We start from the raw sequence: 16,544 nt of genomic DNA on the forward strand, positions 1-16,544 counted from the left end.
GCTCCTCCTTAATTCGTCACGCGTGTAACCGAATAAACGTCCGGAATTTGCTTGATGCGTTCCACGACACGGTTCAGATGGGAGATGTGCGGTATCATGATCGACAAATTGATCGTCGCGATCTTGTCTTTGTCGGCACGCCCGCTGACGGCGGTGATCGTCGTCTTCGTCTCGCTGACCATGTGCATCACTTCGTTGATCAAGCCGGTGCGGTCGTATGCCTGCACTTCGATATCGATTTGATACGATTTGTTCTCAGGCGAACCGGCATTTTCCCATTCGACCGGGATCAACCGGTCGGATTCATCCGCCTGAATATTCGGGCAATCCGCGCGGTGAACCGAGACGCCGCGGCCTTTCGTGATAAAGCCGAGAATGGCATCGCCCGGCACCGGGTTGCAGCATTTCGACAAACGGATCATCATGTTGTCGATGCCGCGCACGATGACGCCGGATTCCGTCTGTTTTTTCGGCTGGTTAGCTTTCATTTCCACGGTGATTTTTTCAATGGCTTCTTCCTGCTCGCGCTTTTTGCGCTGGCGCTCCGCCAAACGGTTGACGACTTGCTGGGCGGTGATGCCGTTGAATCCGACGGCCGCATACATATCATCTTCGCTGGCGAAATTGTATTTCTCGATGACGCGTTTGACATTCTCCGCTGTCAGCACTTCTTTTTGGGTGAATTCCTGTGCTTTGATCTCTTTTTCCACAAGGTCGCGGCCTTTATGGACGTTGTCCTCGCGCACTTGTTTCTTGAAGAATTGCTTAATCTTGTTTTTGGCTTGTGTTGATTTGGCAATATTGAGCCAGTCGCGGCTCGGGCCCACCGATTGCTTGGACGTCAGGATTTCAACGATGTCCCCTGTATTCAGTTCGAAATCGAGCGGCACCATTTTGCCGTTGACTTTGGCGCCAATCGTTTTATTGCCGATTTCGCTATGGACACGGTAGGCAAAATCGATCGGGCAGGAACCTGCCGGCATTTCGATGACATCGCCTTTCGGGGAGAACACGTAGACCATGTCCGAAAACAAATCGAATTTCAGCGATTCCATGAATTCTTCCGCATTGTCGGATTCGTTCTGGAAATCAAGGATTTCGCGGAACCACGACAAGCGGGAATCGACCGAGCTGAGCGGCTTGTCAGAGGTCTTGCCTTCTTTGTATGCCCAGTGCGCCGCGACTCCGTATTCGGCGATGCGGTGCATTTCCTCGGTGCGGATCTGCACTTCCAAAGGGTCGCCCTGTGGCCCGATGACCGTCGTATGGAGCGATTGGTACAAATTCTGTTTTGGCATGGCGATATAATCCTTGAAGCGCCCGGGCATCGGCTTCCATGTGGAATGGATGATGCCGAGCACCGCGTAACAGTCCTTGATGCTGTCGACCGTGATGCGCACGGCGAGCAAATCATAGATTTCGTTGAATTGCTTGTTTTGCATCGCCATTTTCTTGTAGATGCTGTAAATATGCTTTGGGCGCCCGAAAAGATCGGCTTCAATGCCGACCTCGTCGAGCTGGACGCGGATTTCACCAATGACATTATTCAAATAGTCTTCCCGCTCCGTGCGTTTTTTCTTCATTAAATTGACGATGCGGTAATATTGCTGAGGGTTCAAATAGCGGAGAGCCGTGTCTTCCAGCTCCCATTTGATCGTATTGATCCCTAAGCGGTGTGCAATCGGGGCGAAAATCTCCAGCGTTTCGTTCGCTTTGATGCGCTGCTTTTCGACCGATTGGTATTTTAAGGTTCTCAAATTATGCAGGCGGTCGGCCAGCTTGATAAGGATGACGCGGATATCCTGCGCCATCGCGACAAACATCTTGCGGTGGTTTTCCGCCTGTTGTTCTTCTTTTGACATGTACTTGATCTTGCTGAGTTTCGTGACGCCATCGACCAATAATGCGACTTCCTCATCGAATTCGCGGACGATGTCTTCGCGGCTGACGTCGGTGTCTTCTACGACATCATGCAAAAAACCCGCTGCGACGGTGGCCGGATCCATTTGCAGTTCTGCGAGGATCCCAGCCACTTGCACCGGATGCACAATATACGGTTCGCCGGATTTCCGGAATTGGCCATCATGGGCTTCATAGGCAAGTTGGTACGCCTTTTTTATCGTTTCTACGTGCTCTGCATTCATATAGGACGCAACCATTTCGAATACATCTTCAACTGTTCTCACTTGATCTTTCGCCATAATTGCCCACCTTGCTTTATTTATTTCCAGAAGAGTATTCCTTTATTATAGATAACTTTCCGCTAAAAAGTAAAGCTTTTGCGTGTTTTCATCTATCTTCCGGAAATACCCAAGGGGCTACAGGCGGTCCGCTTTTTGCTTGCGGATGCCATCAACCATGATCCATTTGCTGTCATCGCCGACTGCGACAGTCTTGTTCGACGAGTCGACGCTCATGATGTTCCTGACGCGGACGTTGCGCGCGCTCTGCTTTCCGCCCATGATCGAAATGTCCGAACCTGCCGTCCGGAAGCCGCGCACCACGCCGTTCGACAGTAAAATGTGTTCAGCCCGGTACTGCACAGCGGAAGCAGGGCGTCCTTTGTAATCATAGAGCGGATCGCCTTCGAACAGGAAGCGGTTGACCGCGACGTTGCGGTAGCCGGAAATGACCAGCGAGCGCGGCGATGAATCTTTATAAAGATGCGTTTCAACAGGTGCCAGCGAGACGAGCCGCTGCGCTTTGATATTATAGGCAGATAAAGACTCGGGATCTTCCCGGAGATGATGGCCGATGTGGCGGAAATTGAAGGAGCGATTGTCATTGACCGATAAATGGCCGGAAATGAAGACGCCCGACGCTGCCGAGGAATTGGCATGCGCTTTGATTTCGATGCCGCCGAAGCAACGCGAAGTGGAATTATTGAACAGCCAGATATGCCTCGAACCGTCATCGATTTCAATGCCATTGGAATTTGAATAGCCTTTCTTATGGGCTTTGCCGCTCGGGTCCGAGAAATGGCAGTTCGAGACGAAGACGTAATCGCTATGATGCGTCGTCAAGCCGTCGTCCCCGAAACCGAAGCCGTTCACTTTATCGACCCAGATATACTTGCTGCCGCCCCTCCCGCGCATGCCGTCGCCTGCGTAATTATAAAGCGGCGACGTGATATCGACGCAATGAAGTCCGGGATTGATCGCTTCGACATCCCGCACCCAGCCGTAAGTAACGCCCGCAAATGTGACACAGCTTGAATAATTGCCCCAGGCACTCGTGCGTTCTGTCTGCCCAAGCCGCTCCACATTCCAATCTAGGCTCAAGCTTTCGACCGAGATATTGCGGTTGCCGGTCACATAATTGGAGTTCGTTAATAAACGCGAACGCTTTGGCGCTTTCGGATGCAGCTTGATGACCGAAGCGGTCTTGCCCGCCCCGACGATGCGGCTCCATGACGGAACGCGGATGCCTTTGACAATATAGACCCCAGGCGGAACCGTTACTTCCACCCGCCCGTTGCCGATCGCTTTTTTGAACGCTTCGGTGCAATCGGTGATGCCATCGCCGATTGCGCCGTAATCGCGGATGTTGACGCGCCGATTGATCGTCGAATCGAGCTTTTTGTATTCGCGGTCGAGCTTGCCTTTCCACTCCGGGAACAAGTCCTGCCCGAATACAATCGTGCCATAGCCGTTATCATCCGCCACTTCATACTCATCGGCAAACACAGACCAGAGTTTTTCGGAAAAATGGACGGGCCGCTTGATGCGTACGCGCGGAAGATCTTTCTTGATGTCATTGAACAGCGCTTCAGTCTCCCTGGTGGTCTGTTCTAGAGGGGTCGCATCGTTCAGCAGCTGCCCGATCAATTCATTGTTTTGCTCAGGATCATACCGTCTGTCCAATTCGATCATGGAAATCACCTCTCTTGCTAGTTTCTTTCTCTACCATACCCTACCATCAGAAAAAAAATCACCTTGCCCGAAAAGGCAAGGTGATTTTCTCAATATTGCATCAAAGTCGTGACATCGTAGCCGTCGAGGTTCTTGCGGCCATCCAAATAAGTCAATTCGATCAAAAATGCGCAGCCGACAACAACGCCGCCAAGCTGTTCGACCAAATTGATCGTCGCGTTGATCGTTCCGCCGGTAGCCAAAAGGTCGTCCGTAATCAAGACTCGCTGTCCCGGTTTGATGGCATCTTTGTGCATCGTCAATACGTCCGTGCCGTACTCGAGTCCGTATTGTGCGCGAATCACTTCACGCGGCAATTTGCCTTCTTTGCGGACTGGCGCGAAGCCGATTCCAAGAGCGTAAGCGACAGGGCAGCCGATGATGAAGCCGCGAGCTTCCGGCCCGACGATAAGTTCCGCATCAACCGTCTTCGCATATTCGACGATTTGGTCCGTTGCGTATTTATAGGCTTCGCCACTGTCCATCAAAGATGTAATATCCTTGAACTTGATTCCTGGCTTCGGCCAATCTTCGACGATAGTTATATATTGCTTTAAATCCATAATTCTTCCTCCTTGGCTGACACTTGGGCGTCAAACCAGTCTTTTAGATCCCGATAGGATGCATACAAGAGCTTTTGTTCCAAGGCAATCTGCCGCTCGCGCTTTTTATAAGCCGGCGCTTCCGACAGGTCGCGTTTTCCCGGAGCTTGTGCAATCTCGGTAATTCCATTGTTAAGTGTAACAAAACCGAGTTCAAAAAACACCTGAAGCATGAAAAATAATGTTTCACGGCTCCAGCCTTTATGTTTGGCGAGTTCTTCGCCGTTCTTTTTGAAATCGAACGAACCGCGCTTCTTGACGAAGCCGAACAGCCATTTGAACTGGTCGCGGTCGGGGATGCGCTCGAAATATTGGGATTCCTGCGCATAGAAATGGGCATAGACACGCTTCGGCCTCAGCTGTTTGAGCACCGATGATAGCTGTTCTTCTGAATCCGGCAAATCCAATAGCACGAGATGGTCTTTCGCGGAACCTGATTCAGCGAGAGACTCCGCAGGGACGATCGGGCCGTCGAGCAGCGAATGGAACACCGCTTCTGTCTCTTTTTGGAAAGCGACGAATACTTGGTTTTGTTTCGGGATGAGCTTCGACCAGCGGCTCACTTGGCGGATGCCGCGGATGTCGAATAATTGCCATTCGTCCGTGCGGATATCCTCTACCAATAGCTGCGGTTTTTTGCGCCCGTTCCATTCGTTGATCTGCAAGTCGCCGATGACATCGATTTTCACATCAGGCGTCAGTTCGTCGCCAAGCTCGCCGATGCCGAAACCGACCGCATCCAAAGTAAAACTGTTTTGCGCCAGCTCCATCTTCAGATGCGCTTGGCTCGCGCCGATTTTGCGGATGCCCGCCACTTTGACGCCGTTCAAATAAAACTTCGGCTTGGCAAAGCCCATGCCAAACGGCGCGAGGCGGCGCATGCCTTCAATGGTGTCTGTATTTACTTCATCAAGTGTCACAGGAATATCGATCGACACGACCGGCACCAAATCTTCTTCTGTCAACGAAGTTTTCGCCTGTTCGTTCAAACGCTCACGCAATTCGTCAACGTCTCCCGCGGCAAGCGTCATGCCGGCTGCCATCGGGTGTCCGCCAAAATGCGGCAGGATGTCGCGGTTTTTGGCGAGTTCATTGTATAAATGAAAGCCTTCGATGCTGCGGGCCGAGCCTTTCGCTTTGCCGTTTGCCAAGTCGAGCGACAACACAAGCGACGGTCGGTAGAACTTCTCGGTCAATTTCGAGGCGACGATGCCGACAACGCCAGGGTTCCATCCTTCCTGCGCCACGACGATGACATGCGGCAACTGTTCTCCGTACCGCGCTTCCACTTGCTCGATTGCTTGCTCGGAAATCGCCTTGACGATCGCCTGGCGTTCCTTGTTCAAGACGTCCAAGCCGTCTGCGAGCGATCTGGCTTCCGATGGATCGTCTGTCATGAACATCCGCACGGCGGGGTCCGCTGATTGCAGGCGGCCGATGGCGTTGATGCGCGGGCCGAACATAAAGCCGATCGTCTCTTCCGTAATGTCGCGCTGCTTGACGCCCGCTACATCCGCGAGCGCCGCAATTGCGGGCATCGGCGAATCCTGCAAGGCGCGCAAGCCCTTCTTGACGAGCACGCGGTTTTCCCCGTGCAACGGCACCAAATCGGCAATCGTGCCGATCGCGACCAGCTCCGTCAAATGATCCGGAATATCGCCGTATAGCGCCTGCGCCATTTTGAACGCAACGCCGACGCCGGCCAGTTCCCCGAACGGGTACTCGCCTTCTGGGTGGCGCGGATGGATAACGGCGAGCGCTGCGGGCAGTTCATCGCCGATGTCGTGGTGGTCGCTGATGATGACGTCCATCCCGAGTTCATTGGCCAAACGAACCGGCTCGATTCCTGACACGCCGTTATCGACCGTGACGATCAAGTTGACGCCTTCCGCATGTGCTTCCTTGAACAGCTCCGCATTCGGGCCATAGCCATGGTCGAAGCGGTTCGGGATCTTGAACGATACATCTGCGCCGAGATCCTGCAGCACCGTCATCATGACCGTCGTGCTCGTCACCCCATCGGCATCGTAATCGCCATAAACGAGTATTTTTTCTTCCGCTTCGATCGCCTGTTGGATACGCGCTACTGCAACGTCCATATCCTTCATCAGAAACGGGTTATGTATGCCGGACAATTCCACATCCAAAAATTCCTGCGCTTTTTCCACTGTGTCGATGCCGCGTGTGACGAGGATCTTCGCCAGCACGGAAGACAAGGAAAGCGCCTCTTGCAATTCCTGGACCGTTTGTGCATCCGGTGTTGTCAATTGCCATCTTTTTTTCGATTCTATCATTGGTCTTCACTTCCTCACCCGTACATTATACAACATCGGCGGGCAGACAAAAACCTTTCGGCTAAGCGCCGAAAGGTTCATTTTTTACATTTCGTCGCGGCGTGTGTCCGCGCGGCGGTCTTGTGTATCGTTGACGCCGAACTCCTCGCGTTGCGGCTGCGACCGGAGCGACTCGTCCGTATCATCGTGCGGTCGTTCTTCCCCGGTCACGACCATCGCATCAGGCGTGACGCCTGCTCGCTGGTATTCGGCAATTTCGTTCTGCTGTGTGGCGATGAGCGATTCCTTGACCGCCACTTCTTTTTGGAGTGTCTTCACCTTGCGCTTCAACTGGTAGTTGCGCGTCATGGCGAGTATGCTCGAGAGCAGGAATCCGAGCAAGGCGGAGACGAGAATGACCAGGATCAACGGCCATTCGGCTTCGCCGAACACGTAATTGACCGGTACATTATCGACATTGAATACTGCAAAAATCGCGATGATGATAGCAAAAACCAGACCGAGCAATAAGAGCCATTGCATTTTCATGTGAACCATCCCTTCTGTTTTGGGCTGCGTGCACCTTGCCGCTTTTAGGGCAAAAAAAGGGACAAGGTATCAATACTCTATACCCTGTCCCTTTCTCCTATTAAACTTATACGACCGGTTCGTCGGAGCCCCATTTGGACTCTTGTTCTTTCTTCTCGATATCGATCGGCCCTTTCTTTTTCAGCTCTCTTTTTTTCAAGACAAGCCAGATTTGCGCAGCGATGAAGATCGATGAATACGTTCCTGCGATCAAGCCGATCAACAAGGCGATCGAGAAATTCGTGATCGATGCAGCACCGAAGATCAGGAGCGCAAGCACGACGAGGAATACCGTCATGACGGTATTGATCGAACGCGTCAAGGTTTGGCGGAGTGAAGTGTTGACAATCTTCTCCAATTGTTCCACCGTTTCCACTTTTTTGACGCGGCGCATATTCTCGCGGATCCGGTCAAAGGTGACGATCGTGTCGTTGATCGAATAACCGATAATCGTTAGGACAGCGGCGATGAATGTGATATCCACTTCCAGCCGCAGCAAGCTGAATGCCGCGACGATGAAGAATGCATCGTGCAGGAGTGCCACGATGGACGCCACGCCCATGCGCCATTCAAAGCGGAATGCCACATAGATGATGATGCCGATTGCCGCGATGGCAAGCGCCATCAAAGCATTTTGCGCGAGTTCAATGCCGACGGTCGGCGAAACGGTCGACACGTTCGGCTCGATTCCGTATTCGTCAATAGCCGCAGATTTCAATTCCTCGATTTCCGTTTGGCTGAAGTCATCGACATACCGGACGACGCCGATCGAAGACCCCTCACCCGACATGACGATGTCGTCCGACGGATAACCGGCACTTTCCACGAAGCTTTCGACTTCCTCTTGTGTCAACGAGGATTCGGAAGTGATTTCCACGCGCGTACCGCTGGAGAAATCGATGCCCAAGTTCAATTGGAAGATCGACAGCACAACCATCCCGGATAAGATGAGCGCAAGCGAAGCAGCGAAGAATTTGCGGCGGTTGCCGGCAAAATCAAAGCGATCGTAAGGCGTCGTCAAATCGGTGATGTGCAAATCTTCTTCTTTTGCATGGATTTTCTTTTTCGATAAGCCGAACCAGCCTGGCTTATTGTCCAGGAACCCACTCCATACCCAAAGGCCGAGCATGAGGCGAGAGCCCCAAACGGCGGTCAGGAAGCTCGCGAGAATGGAAATGATCAGCATCGTCGCAAAGCCTTTGACGGAACTGGTGCCGAAGTAGAACAATACAGCGGCAGCAAGCAACGTCGTGATGTTGGCGTCAATGATTGCGGAGAACGATGATCTGGCGCCTGCACGGAACGCATCCCGTACGGACTGGCCTGTCCGCAGCTCTTCTCGTATGCGCTCGTAAGTGATGATATTGGCATCGACTGCCATCCCGACACCGAGCATGATTGCCGCGATGCCCGGCAAAGTCAGCACGCCGCCAATCCATTCAAAGATTACGAGGATGAGGTAGACGTAAGCGGAAAGCGTGACGACTGCGATCGCACCTGGGAAACGGTAGAACAATAGCATGAAGATCAGGACAGCGACGATGCCGATTCCGGCCGCGAAAGTCGTCTGGTCCAATGCCTGTTCACCGAATTGTGCGCCGACAGATGTCGAATACACTTCCGTCAATTTCACCGGAAGCGCGCCGGCGTTCAAAATGCCGGCCAAGTTCTGCGTTTCCTCCACAGTGAAGGAACCGGAGATTTCGACGCTCGGTGAATTGATGCGTTGTTGAACCCGCGGGTCCGAAATGAATTTCGGGTCCGCTTTCAAGCGTTCTTCCTGATAGGAATCGACGCCTTCTTCAAAATCGAGCCAGATGACCAGGACATTATCCGGCGCCGGCTTTTGCGCGATTTCGCCCGTCACTTCGGCGAATTTGCCCGGTTCGTTCAGTTCAAGCGTGACGATCGGCTGGCCTTCCTGATTGAAAGTAGCCGTGGCGCCGCCTTGAGCCAGGTCATTCCCCGACAGCATGACATTATCATCCGCATCGCGGAATGATAGATTCGCTTCTGTCGAAAGCAGCTCACGGGCAGACGATTGGTCTTCAACACCCGCCAATTGGACGCGTATCCGGTTGCCGCTTTCGATTTGGAGGTTCGGTTCACTGACGCCGAGCACATCGATGCGGCTTCTCAGTGCGTCCGTCGTATCCGAGACGACTTCTTCTGTAATTTCCTGTCCTTCTTCGAGCTCTTCCACTTGGTAAAGGACTTCAAATCCGCCCTGCAAATCGAGCCCGAGATTGATATCTTTGGCGATCGGCAGGCTGGTTGTGCCAATCAAGCCAATGAGCATGAATACCAGCAGGAAAAAGGCGATGATGCGAGATCTTGCTTTCATATGTATAGTTCCTCCTCAATATACAACACAGCACTTACATTATCGGTGACGTGCCAAAAGGTGTCAAATCCCGCGCGATTTCTGGCGCGCCGGACGAAGAAGCTGCTGCAGGTCCTCCATGCTGTCTTCCGTGAAAAAGTTTGCGGTTTTAAAGGCTTCCACCTGATGGTAAGCGACAAAATCGGAAGCCGTCAGATCCATAATATCCGACACCATCTCATGCAAACGCATGTCTTCGATTGTCTTCTTTTTCCATACTTTCCTCAGGCAATAATCCCACAAGGCTTCCGGGGTGAATGTTTCATATTGCAAATACGTGAATTCGCTGCATTTGCTTTCCAATGCGGGCAGCACCTGCTCGTATTTTTCCGGATAGCTCATCATGTCGGTTCTCCTTTCTGCAGTTCTGTTTCCATTGTACCTTCAAGATGGAAAATTTAGAACAAATGCATGAAAATTTTCGGAAAATTGTTTAATTTACTTTCTGTTTAATTAAAGGAACTAATAGAGCCGATTTTCCCTTGGACGAAAAAAACGCCTCCCGAAAGGAAGACGGTTTTTTTTTCGGTTGCTTATTCAACGATGCGGGCGATTGCCTGGCGCTCAAACTGCATGCGCGTGCCGTCTGCCACTGTGATGTAGATTGTCGTATCGTCCACTGCGTCGACTTGGCCGTGCAAGCCGCCGATCGTCACGATGCGGTCCCCACGTTTTAATTCGGACTGCATGTTCGCTGTCGCTTTCTGGCGTTTTTGCGCCGGGCGGATGATGAAGAGCCACATGAGCAAGAACATCAATAGTAAAGGTGATAACGCAATTAATGTTTCCATTGTTCAATTTCCCCCTTTCGTGTTCTCTATCGTTTTCGAACTCAGAAATTTTTTGCATTCGGCTTATTGAATCCGTACGCTTCAAAAAATTCTTCGCGGAAATCTCCCAGGCGGTCTTCGCGGATCGCTTGACGCACCTGTTCCATTAAGTTTAACAGAAAATGCAGGTTATGATAACTCGTAAGGCGAATTCCGAAGGTTTCATCTGCACGCAATAAGTGATGCACGTAAGCGCGCGTGTAATTGGTGCATGTATAGCATGTGCACTTCTCATCGATCGGCGTGAAATCGCGCTTGAACTTCGCGTTTTTCAAGTTCAGGCGGCCAGTGCTCGTCATCAATGTGCCGTTGCGCGCAATGCGTGTCGGCAACACGCAGTCGAACATGTCGATGCCGCGGATCGAGCCATCGATCAAGGAATCGGGCGAGCCGACGCCCATCAAATAACGCGGCTTGTCAAACGGCATAAACGGCGTCGTGAATTCCAGCGCACGGTTCATGACATCTTTCGGTTCACCGACCGACAAACCGCCGATCGCATAGCCCGGGAAGTCAAGCGCGACAAGGTCTTCTGCGCTTTGTCTGCGCAAGTCTTCGTATTCGCCGCCTTGAATGATGCCGAACAAGCCTTGGTCCTGTGGGCGTTCGTGTGCTGCGAGGCAACGTTCTGCCCAGCGCGACGTGCGTTCAACACTCGATTTCATGTATTCGTGCGTCGCCGGGTAAGGCGGGCATTCATCAAACGCCATCATGATATCAGAGCCGAGGTCGTTCTGGATTTGCATCGCCTTCTCGGGGCTCAAGAACAATTTGTCGCCGTTCATATGGTTGCGGAAATGAACGCCTTCTTCTTTGATGTTGCGGAACTCGCTCAGCGAGAACACTTGGAAGCCGCCGGAATCGGTGAGGATCGGGCGGTCCCAGTTCATGAATTTGTGCAAGCCGCCCGCTTCCTTGATGACGTCGTTACCAGGGCGCAGCCACAGATGGTAGGTATTGCTTAAGATAATGCCGGCGTTCATCGCTTTCAGTTCTTCCGGGCTCATCGTCTTGACGGTCGCTTGCGTGCCGACCGGCATGAAAGCCGGCGTTTCGAACGAGCCGTGCGGCGTGTGGACGATGCCAAGGCGCGCGCCTGTTTGTTTGCATGTTTTGATGTGTTCATAAGTTACTGCATGGGTCATGATTCGGTCTCCTTTTTCTGCGGTTCAATAAACATCGCGTCGCCGAAGCTGAAAAAGCGGTAGCGCTCTTGGACAGCTTCGTTGTACGCATTCAAGATGGCGTCCCGGTTCGACATGGCGCTGACAAGCATGACAAGCGTCGATTTCGGCAAATGGAAGTTGGTGATGAGTCCGTCCACCGCCTCGAACTGGTAGCCCGGGTAAATGAAGATATCCGTCCAGCCATTGTCTTCCTGCAATTGGCCGCCGAATTTCTTTGCGACTGACTCGAGCGTGCGCGTCGAAGTCGTGCCGACGGAAATGACGCGGCCGCCTTGCTGTTTCGTTTCATTGATCAAATCCGCGGTTTCTTTCGTGATGCGGTAAAATTCTGCGTGCATTTCGTGGTCTTCGATCGATTCCACCGACACCGGGCGGAACGTGCCGAGCCCGACGTGCAAGGTGATGAATGCGATATTGACGCCTTTGTTGCGGATGCCCTCCAATAATTCATCGGTGAAATGAAGCCCGGCAGTCGGCGCTGCGGCACTGCCCCGTTCTTTCGCGAACACCGTCTGGTAACGGTCCTGGTCTTCCAGCTTCTCGCGGATATACGGCGGCAGCGGCATTTCGCCCAACTGGTCGAGAATCTCATAAAAAATGCCGTCGTAGATAAATTTGAAATAACGGCCCCCGTGGTCCAGGACGCCCGTGCATTCCGCGCGCAAAAGCCCGCCGCCGAACGACACGACCGTGCCGATTTTCACTTTCTTGGCCGGCTTGACGAGCGTTTCCCACACATCTTCTTCCGTCTGCTTCAATAAAAGCACTTCGATGTTCGCACCCGTTTCTTCCTTTGTGCCCATAAGGCGCGCCGGCAGCACGCGGGTATCGTTCAACACAAGCGTGTCGCCTGCGTGCAGATGGCCGAGGATGTCGCGGAAATGTTTATGTTCGACCGCCCCTGTTTCTTTGTCCATCACGAGAAGCCTGCTCGATGTCCGGTCCAAAAGGGGCGTTTGCGCAATCAATTCCTCCGGCAAGTCGAAGTCAAAGTCATTTACATTCAATTGCTGTTCATTTGTTAGTTTAGTCATTCAGGCATCTCCATTTTAAAGTGTTCGTATGCAAGAGGCGTCACAGTGCGGCCTCTTGGCGTCCGTTGAATAAAACCGATTTGCAAAAGATACGGTTCGTAGACATCTTCGATCGTCGTCGATTCCTCGCCGATGCTTGCAGCGATCGTATCCAAGCCGACAGGCCCGCCGCGGAAACGGCTGATCATGCCGGTGAGTAGCTTGTGGTCGATATGGTCAAGGCCGAGCGGGTCGACTTGCAGCATCTCGAGCGCTTGCTCCGCCATATCGGTCGTGATCGACCCGTTGCCGCGCACCATCGCGTAATCGCGCACGCGTTTTAGCAACCGGTTCGCAATACGCGGGGTCCCGCGGGAACGGCGTGCGATTTCACTCGCGGCATGCGCATCGATGTCCGCTTCGAACAAAGCGGCGCTGCGTTCGACGATATCCGTCAAAGCTTCCGTGTCGTAATACTCGAGCCTAGACAAGACGCCGAAACGGTCACGCAACGGCGCCGACAATGCCCCTGCACGCGTCGTCGCGCCGATCAAGGTGAACGGCGGCAAATCAAGCCGCACCGAGCGCGCAGTCGGGCCTTTGCCGACCACGATATCGAGGCAGAAATCCTCCATCGCCGGGTACAGCACTTCTTCGATCGATCGGTTCAAGCGGTGGATCTCGTCGATGAACAACACATCTCCCGGCTCGAGCGACGAAACGATCGCCGCCAAATCGCCGGGCCGTTCAATCGCCGGGCCAGACGTCATCTTCACGCCGACTTCCATTTCGTTGGCGATGACGGTCGCAAGCGTCGTCTTCCCAAGACCCGGTGGCCCGTAAAGCAGCACATGGTCAAGCGATTCGTTGCGCATTTTCGCCGCTTCGATGAAAATCTCCAGGTTGTGCTTTACTTTCTGCTGGCCGATGTATTGCGACAAACGCTGTGGACGCAACGATTGTTCAAAGCGCTCATCAAATTCCGAAATTTCGCCGTCAATAATGCGTTCTTCCATGGCGTTCGCCTCCTCGTTAAGTTTGTTTCAATAATAATTGAAGCGCTTTTTTCATAAAGCCTTCGGTGTCGAGTTCCAGCCCTTTCAATTGAGGCTTCACTTTCGTGATCTCGCGTTCCGAATAGCCGAGCGCGCCCAGTGCGAGCATCGCTTCTTCGAGCTCCGATTCGTCGCCGCCGAACAAGTCCGGCTGGCCGGCTTCTGCATAGGATTCCCCAAAGAAATCCGTCAGCTTGCCTTTCAAGTCCAAGATCATCTGGCGGGCGGTTTTCTTGCCGACGCCAGGGAATTTCACCAAATACTTCTCGTCTTCCTGCTCGATCGCCTCGATGACGAATTGCGGCTGGCCCGATGCCAGAATCGCAAGCGCGCCTTTCGGGCCGATGCCCGAGACGCTGATGAGCTTGCGGAACAATTCCCGCTGCTCAAGCGTCGGGAAGCCGAACAGGAACTGCGCGTCTTCCCTTACGTGATGATGCACAAAGATCTGCAGTTCGTCCGATCCGAATGAATACGGGTTCGGGGCAAAGATCTGCCAGCCGACTCCCTGCTGTTCCACTACCAAATATTCAGGTGTCACGCGGGTGACTTGCCCTTTTATGTAATCGTACATTGCACTCGCCCTTTCATTTTCAACCTGTTGATTATACCATATTCCGGCCTTTCCTACGAAGAAAGCTATCCGGTTCATTTGGACATTGTGAAGCTTGGATCAACTGACAACCAGCGGGAATGGAAGAGCTTCCCGCTGATTGTAGTTTCTCTTTATGCTAAAATGAAGTATAGCAATATGGAGCATCGGAGGGTTTTCATGAAAAAGTTATACGGCGAAGAACGCCGGAATGTTTTATTGGATGAGCTGAAGCAGGCGAAACGGCCGATGACCGGCAGCGCGCTCGCAAAACTTGCGCAAGTGTCGCGTCAAGTGGTCGTGGGCGACATGACCTTATTGAAGGCAAAAGGCGAGCCGATCATCGCGACGAGCCAAGGCTATCTGTATTTGGATCCAAGCGGCAACCAACAAGTGAGCCGGCGCATCGCCTGCAATCACCAGCCGCAAGAAACGGAAGCGGAATTGCGGTTATTGGTCGAATGCGGCGTCACGGTCAAAGACGTCTCGATCGAACACCCTGTCTACGGCGAACTGACGGCCGGGATCCACGTCTCGACGCCGCTCGATGTCGATATGTTCATGCAGCGCATACGCGACACCGGTGCGAGTTACTTGCTCGAACTGACAGAAGGCACGCATATCCACACCATCACAGCGGACCTTCCCGAAACCCTCGCAAAAGCAGTCGAAGCGATGAAGCAGCACGGCTACTTGCTCGAAGAAGCGGAATAAGCACAAAAATCCCCCGGACGCCAATTAAGCGTCCGGGGGATTTTTAATGCTCATGATTATGAATTATACGTATAGTACGAACCGAGCGTCTTGACGCCGCAGCCGAGAGCCTTGAGCTCTTCGAACGCTCCGCGCATCATCGCCGCATTCTCATCTTCCAATACGTCGGCGATAAAGAAATAATTGCCGAGCCCTGTCTTCAAAGGACGCGATTCGATTTTCGACAAGTTCAATTGGCGCCAAGCAAAAACCGACAGCACTTGGTGCAAAACACCGGACCGGTCATCTTCTGGCGGCGTGATCATCAAGGTCGTCTTGATCTGCGCTTCATGTCCCGGGTCGGTCAATTTATGGTTGCTTCTCGACAAGACGAAAAAGCGCGTGTGGTTGAAATGGAAATCGTGAATGTCGCGCTGCACGATGTCCAAGCCGTATTTTTCCGCAGCGTAATCATTGGCGATCGCCGCAATATTGCGCTCAGGCAGTTCCGACACCATCTTGGCGGCGGCAGCCGTCGAGCTGTATTGCTGGAGCGGCGTCGTTTTATACGTATAGTACAAAAACTTATGGCATTGGGCCAAGGCGTGCGGATGCGAGTAGATCGCTTCGAACGATTCCGCGCCGCGGTTTTCCGGGTGGACGAGCAAATGCTGCTGGATCGGCGACAGCACTTCCGCCGTCACATACAGCTCCGCTTCGTGGAACAGATAATCCACCGTCAACGGCACCGACCCCTCGAGCGCATTCTCCAGCGGCACGACCGCATAATCGACCGTGCCTTCCGCGACTGCCTCGATGCATTCGGGAATGGTCGTATACGGCATCAGCTGTTCTTCCGGAAATACTTTGGAAGCGGCCAAATGCGTAAACGATGCTTCCGGGCCTAAAAACGAAATTCTCTTTTTCTCTTTAGTCATCGACTCATTCCCCCTACATTTATGACGAACCGCTCGATACCACATCGGCCGACTCAACAAAGTCGAGTTTTTTCAATTGCTGCAAGAACATGTCCAAGTCGACGTCCATCGCCGTCACATCAAGCGACAAGGTGACGTTTGCGCGCCCTTGGATCGGAATGGTCTGGTGGATGGTCAAAATATTGCAGCCCATTTCCGCAACAGCCTGAAGCAGAGTCGCAAGCGTTCCGGAACGGTCTTCCAATTGCAGGAAAACCGTCAAGATCCGCTCTTTGACGATGGAATGAAACGGAAAAACCGCGTCACGGTATTTATAGAATGCCGAACGCGACAATCCGGTCTTTGCGACCGCATCCAAAATGGACATGCGGTCCCGCTGAAGCAATTTCTTCACTTCCAGCGTCTTGACCATCGCTTCTGTCAGTACGTCTTCCCGCACCAGGTAATAGCGTTGTTCCGAAATATCCTTCATTCAAGTA

15 protein-coding genes are annotated in these 16,544 nt (G+C 52.8%); 1 reads left to right on the forward strand and 14 read right to left on the reverse strand.

The genetic code is table 11. The features are described 5' to 3' along the window. Window positions 1-8: 8 nt before the first annotated feature. From AB9R92_RS05215 to ruvA, 12 genes are all read right to left on the reverse strand, one after another. Window positions 9-2,201, reverse strand: coding sequence for a RelA/SpoT family protein (locus AB9R92_RS05215; protein WP_370668431.1), 2,193 nt, complete (start codon window positions 2,199-2,201; stop codon window positions 9-11). Between the two features lie 117 nt (window positions 2,202-2,318). Beyond that, on the reverse strand, window positions 2,319-3,872 hold the full coding sequence (locus AB9R92_RS05220; protein ID WP_370668432.1) for a glycosyl hydrolase family 28-related protein: 1,554 nt from the start codon (window positions 3,870-3,872) through the stop codon (window positions 2,319-2,321). A gap of 89 nt (window positions 3,873-3,961) precedes the next feature. Beyond that, complete coding sequence (locus tag AB9R92_RS05225; protein WP_370668433.1) at window positions 3,962-4,474, reverse strand: adenine phosphoribosyltransferase; 513 nt, start codon at window positions 4,472-4,474, stop codon at window positions 3,962-3,964. After that, entirely contained in the window at window positions 4,465-6,807 is a 2,343-nt protein-coding gene (gene recJ, locus AB9R92_RS05230; RefSeq protein ID WP_370668434.1) for a single-stranded-DNA-specific exonuclease RecJ, read from the reverse strand. The genes AB9R92_RS05225 and recJ overlap by 10 nt, the downstream gene beginning before the upstream one ends. Before the next feature lie 84 nt (window positions 6,808-6,891). Next, on the reverse strand, window positions 6,892-7,335 hold the full coding sequence (locus AB9R92_RS05235) for a LapA family protein (protein ID WP_370668435.1): 444 nt from the start codon (window positions 7,333-7,335) through the stop codon (window positions 6,892-6,894). 106 nt (window positions 7,336-7,441) lie between these two features. Further along, window positions 7,442-9,718 (reverse strand): protein translocase subunit SecDF, encoded by a 2,277-nt coding sequence (gene secDF / locus AB9R92_RS05240; protein ID WP_370668436.1) that lies wholly within the window; start codon window positions 9,716-9,718, stop codon window positions 7,442-7,444. A gap of 63 nt (window positions 9,719-9,781) precedes the next feature. After that, complete coding sequence (locus tag AB9R92_RS05245) at window positions 9,782-10,102, reverse strand: post-transcriptional regulator (protein ID WP_370668437.1); 321 nt, start codon at window positions 10,100-10,102, stop codon at window positions 9,782-9,784. A 188-nt stretch (window positions 10,103-10,290) separates the two neighbouring features. Continuing rightward, window positions 10,291-10,548 carry a preprotein translocase subunit YajC gene (gene yajC, locus AB9R92_RS05250; RefSeq protein ID WP_068868970.1) on the reverse strand — a complete coding sequence of 86 codons (258 nt, stop codon included), beginning with the start codon at window positions 10,546-10,548 and terminating at the stop codon, window positions 10,291-10,293. 41 nt (window positions 10,549-10,589) lie between these two features. Beyond that, window positions 10,590-11,732, reverse strand: coding sequence for a tRNA guanosine(34) transglycosylase Tgt (gene tgt, locus AB9R92_RS05255; protein ID WP_370668438.1), 1,143 nt, complete (start codon window positions 11,730-11,732; stop codon window positions 10,590-10,592). Then, a complete protein-coding gene (gene queA, locus AB9R92_RS05260; RefSeq protein WP_370668514.1) occupies window positions 11,729-12,781 on the reverse strand; it encodes a tRNA preQ1(34) S-adenosylmethionine ribosyltransferase-isomerase QueA in 1,053 nt (350 codons plus the stop codon). The genes tgt and queA overlap by 4 nt, the downstream gene beginning before the upstream one ends. 23 nt (window positions 12,782-12,804) lie before the next feature. Beyond that, window positions 12,805-13,803: a Holliday junction branch migration DNA helicase RuvB gene (gene ruvB, locus AB9R92_RS05265; RefSeq protein WP_370668439.1), complete on the reverse strand. Its 999-nt coding sequence runs from the start codon at window positions 13,801-13,803 to the stop codon at window positions 12,805-12,807. A gap of 16 nt (window positions 13,804-13,819) precedes the next feature. After that, window positions 13,820-14,416, reverse strand: a complete 597-nt coding sequence (gene ruvA / locus AB9R92_RS05270) for a Holliday junction branch migration protein RuvA (RefSeq protein ID WP_370668440.1) — start codon at window positions 14,414-14,416, stop codon at window positions 13,820-13,822. 198 nt (window positions 14,417-14,614) lie between these two features. On the opposite strand from ruvA, the gene AB9R92_RS05275 reads away from it, so the two are divergent. Continuing rightward, a complete protein-coding gene (locus tag AB9R92_RS05275) occupies window positions 14,615-15,148 on the forward strand; it encodes a transcription repressor NadR (protein ID WP_370668441.1) in 534 nt (177 codons plus the stop codon). Between the two features lie 56 nt (window positions 15,149-15,204). On the opposite strand, the gene pheA is transcribed toward AB9R92_RS05275, so the two are convergent. Both pheA and AB9R92_RS05285 read right to left on the reverse strand, forming a co-directional pair. After that, window positions 15,205-16,065 (reverse strand): prephenate dehydratase, encoded by an 861-nt coding sequence (pheA, locus tag AB9R92_RS05280; protein WP_370668442.1) that lies wholly within the window; start codon window positions 16,063-16,065, stop codon window positions 15,205-15,207. A 19-nt stretch (window positions 16,066-16,084) separates the two neighbouring features. After that, window positions 16,085-16,537 (reverse strand): ACT domain-containing protein, encoded by a 453-nt coding sequence (locus AB9R92_RS05285; RefSeq protein WP_370668443.1) that lies wholly within the window; start codon window positions 16,535-16,537, stop codon window positions 16,085-16,087. Window positions 16,538-16,544: the final 7 nt, after the last annotated feature.

This window comes from Planococcus sp. SSTMD024 (assembly GCF_041320495.1).
Lineage (GTDB): Bacteria > Bacillota > Bacilli > Bacillales_A > Planococcaceae > Planococcus.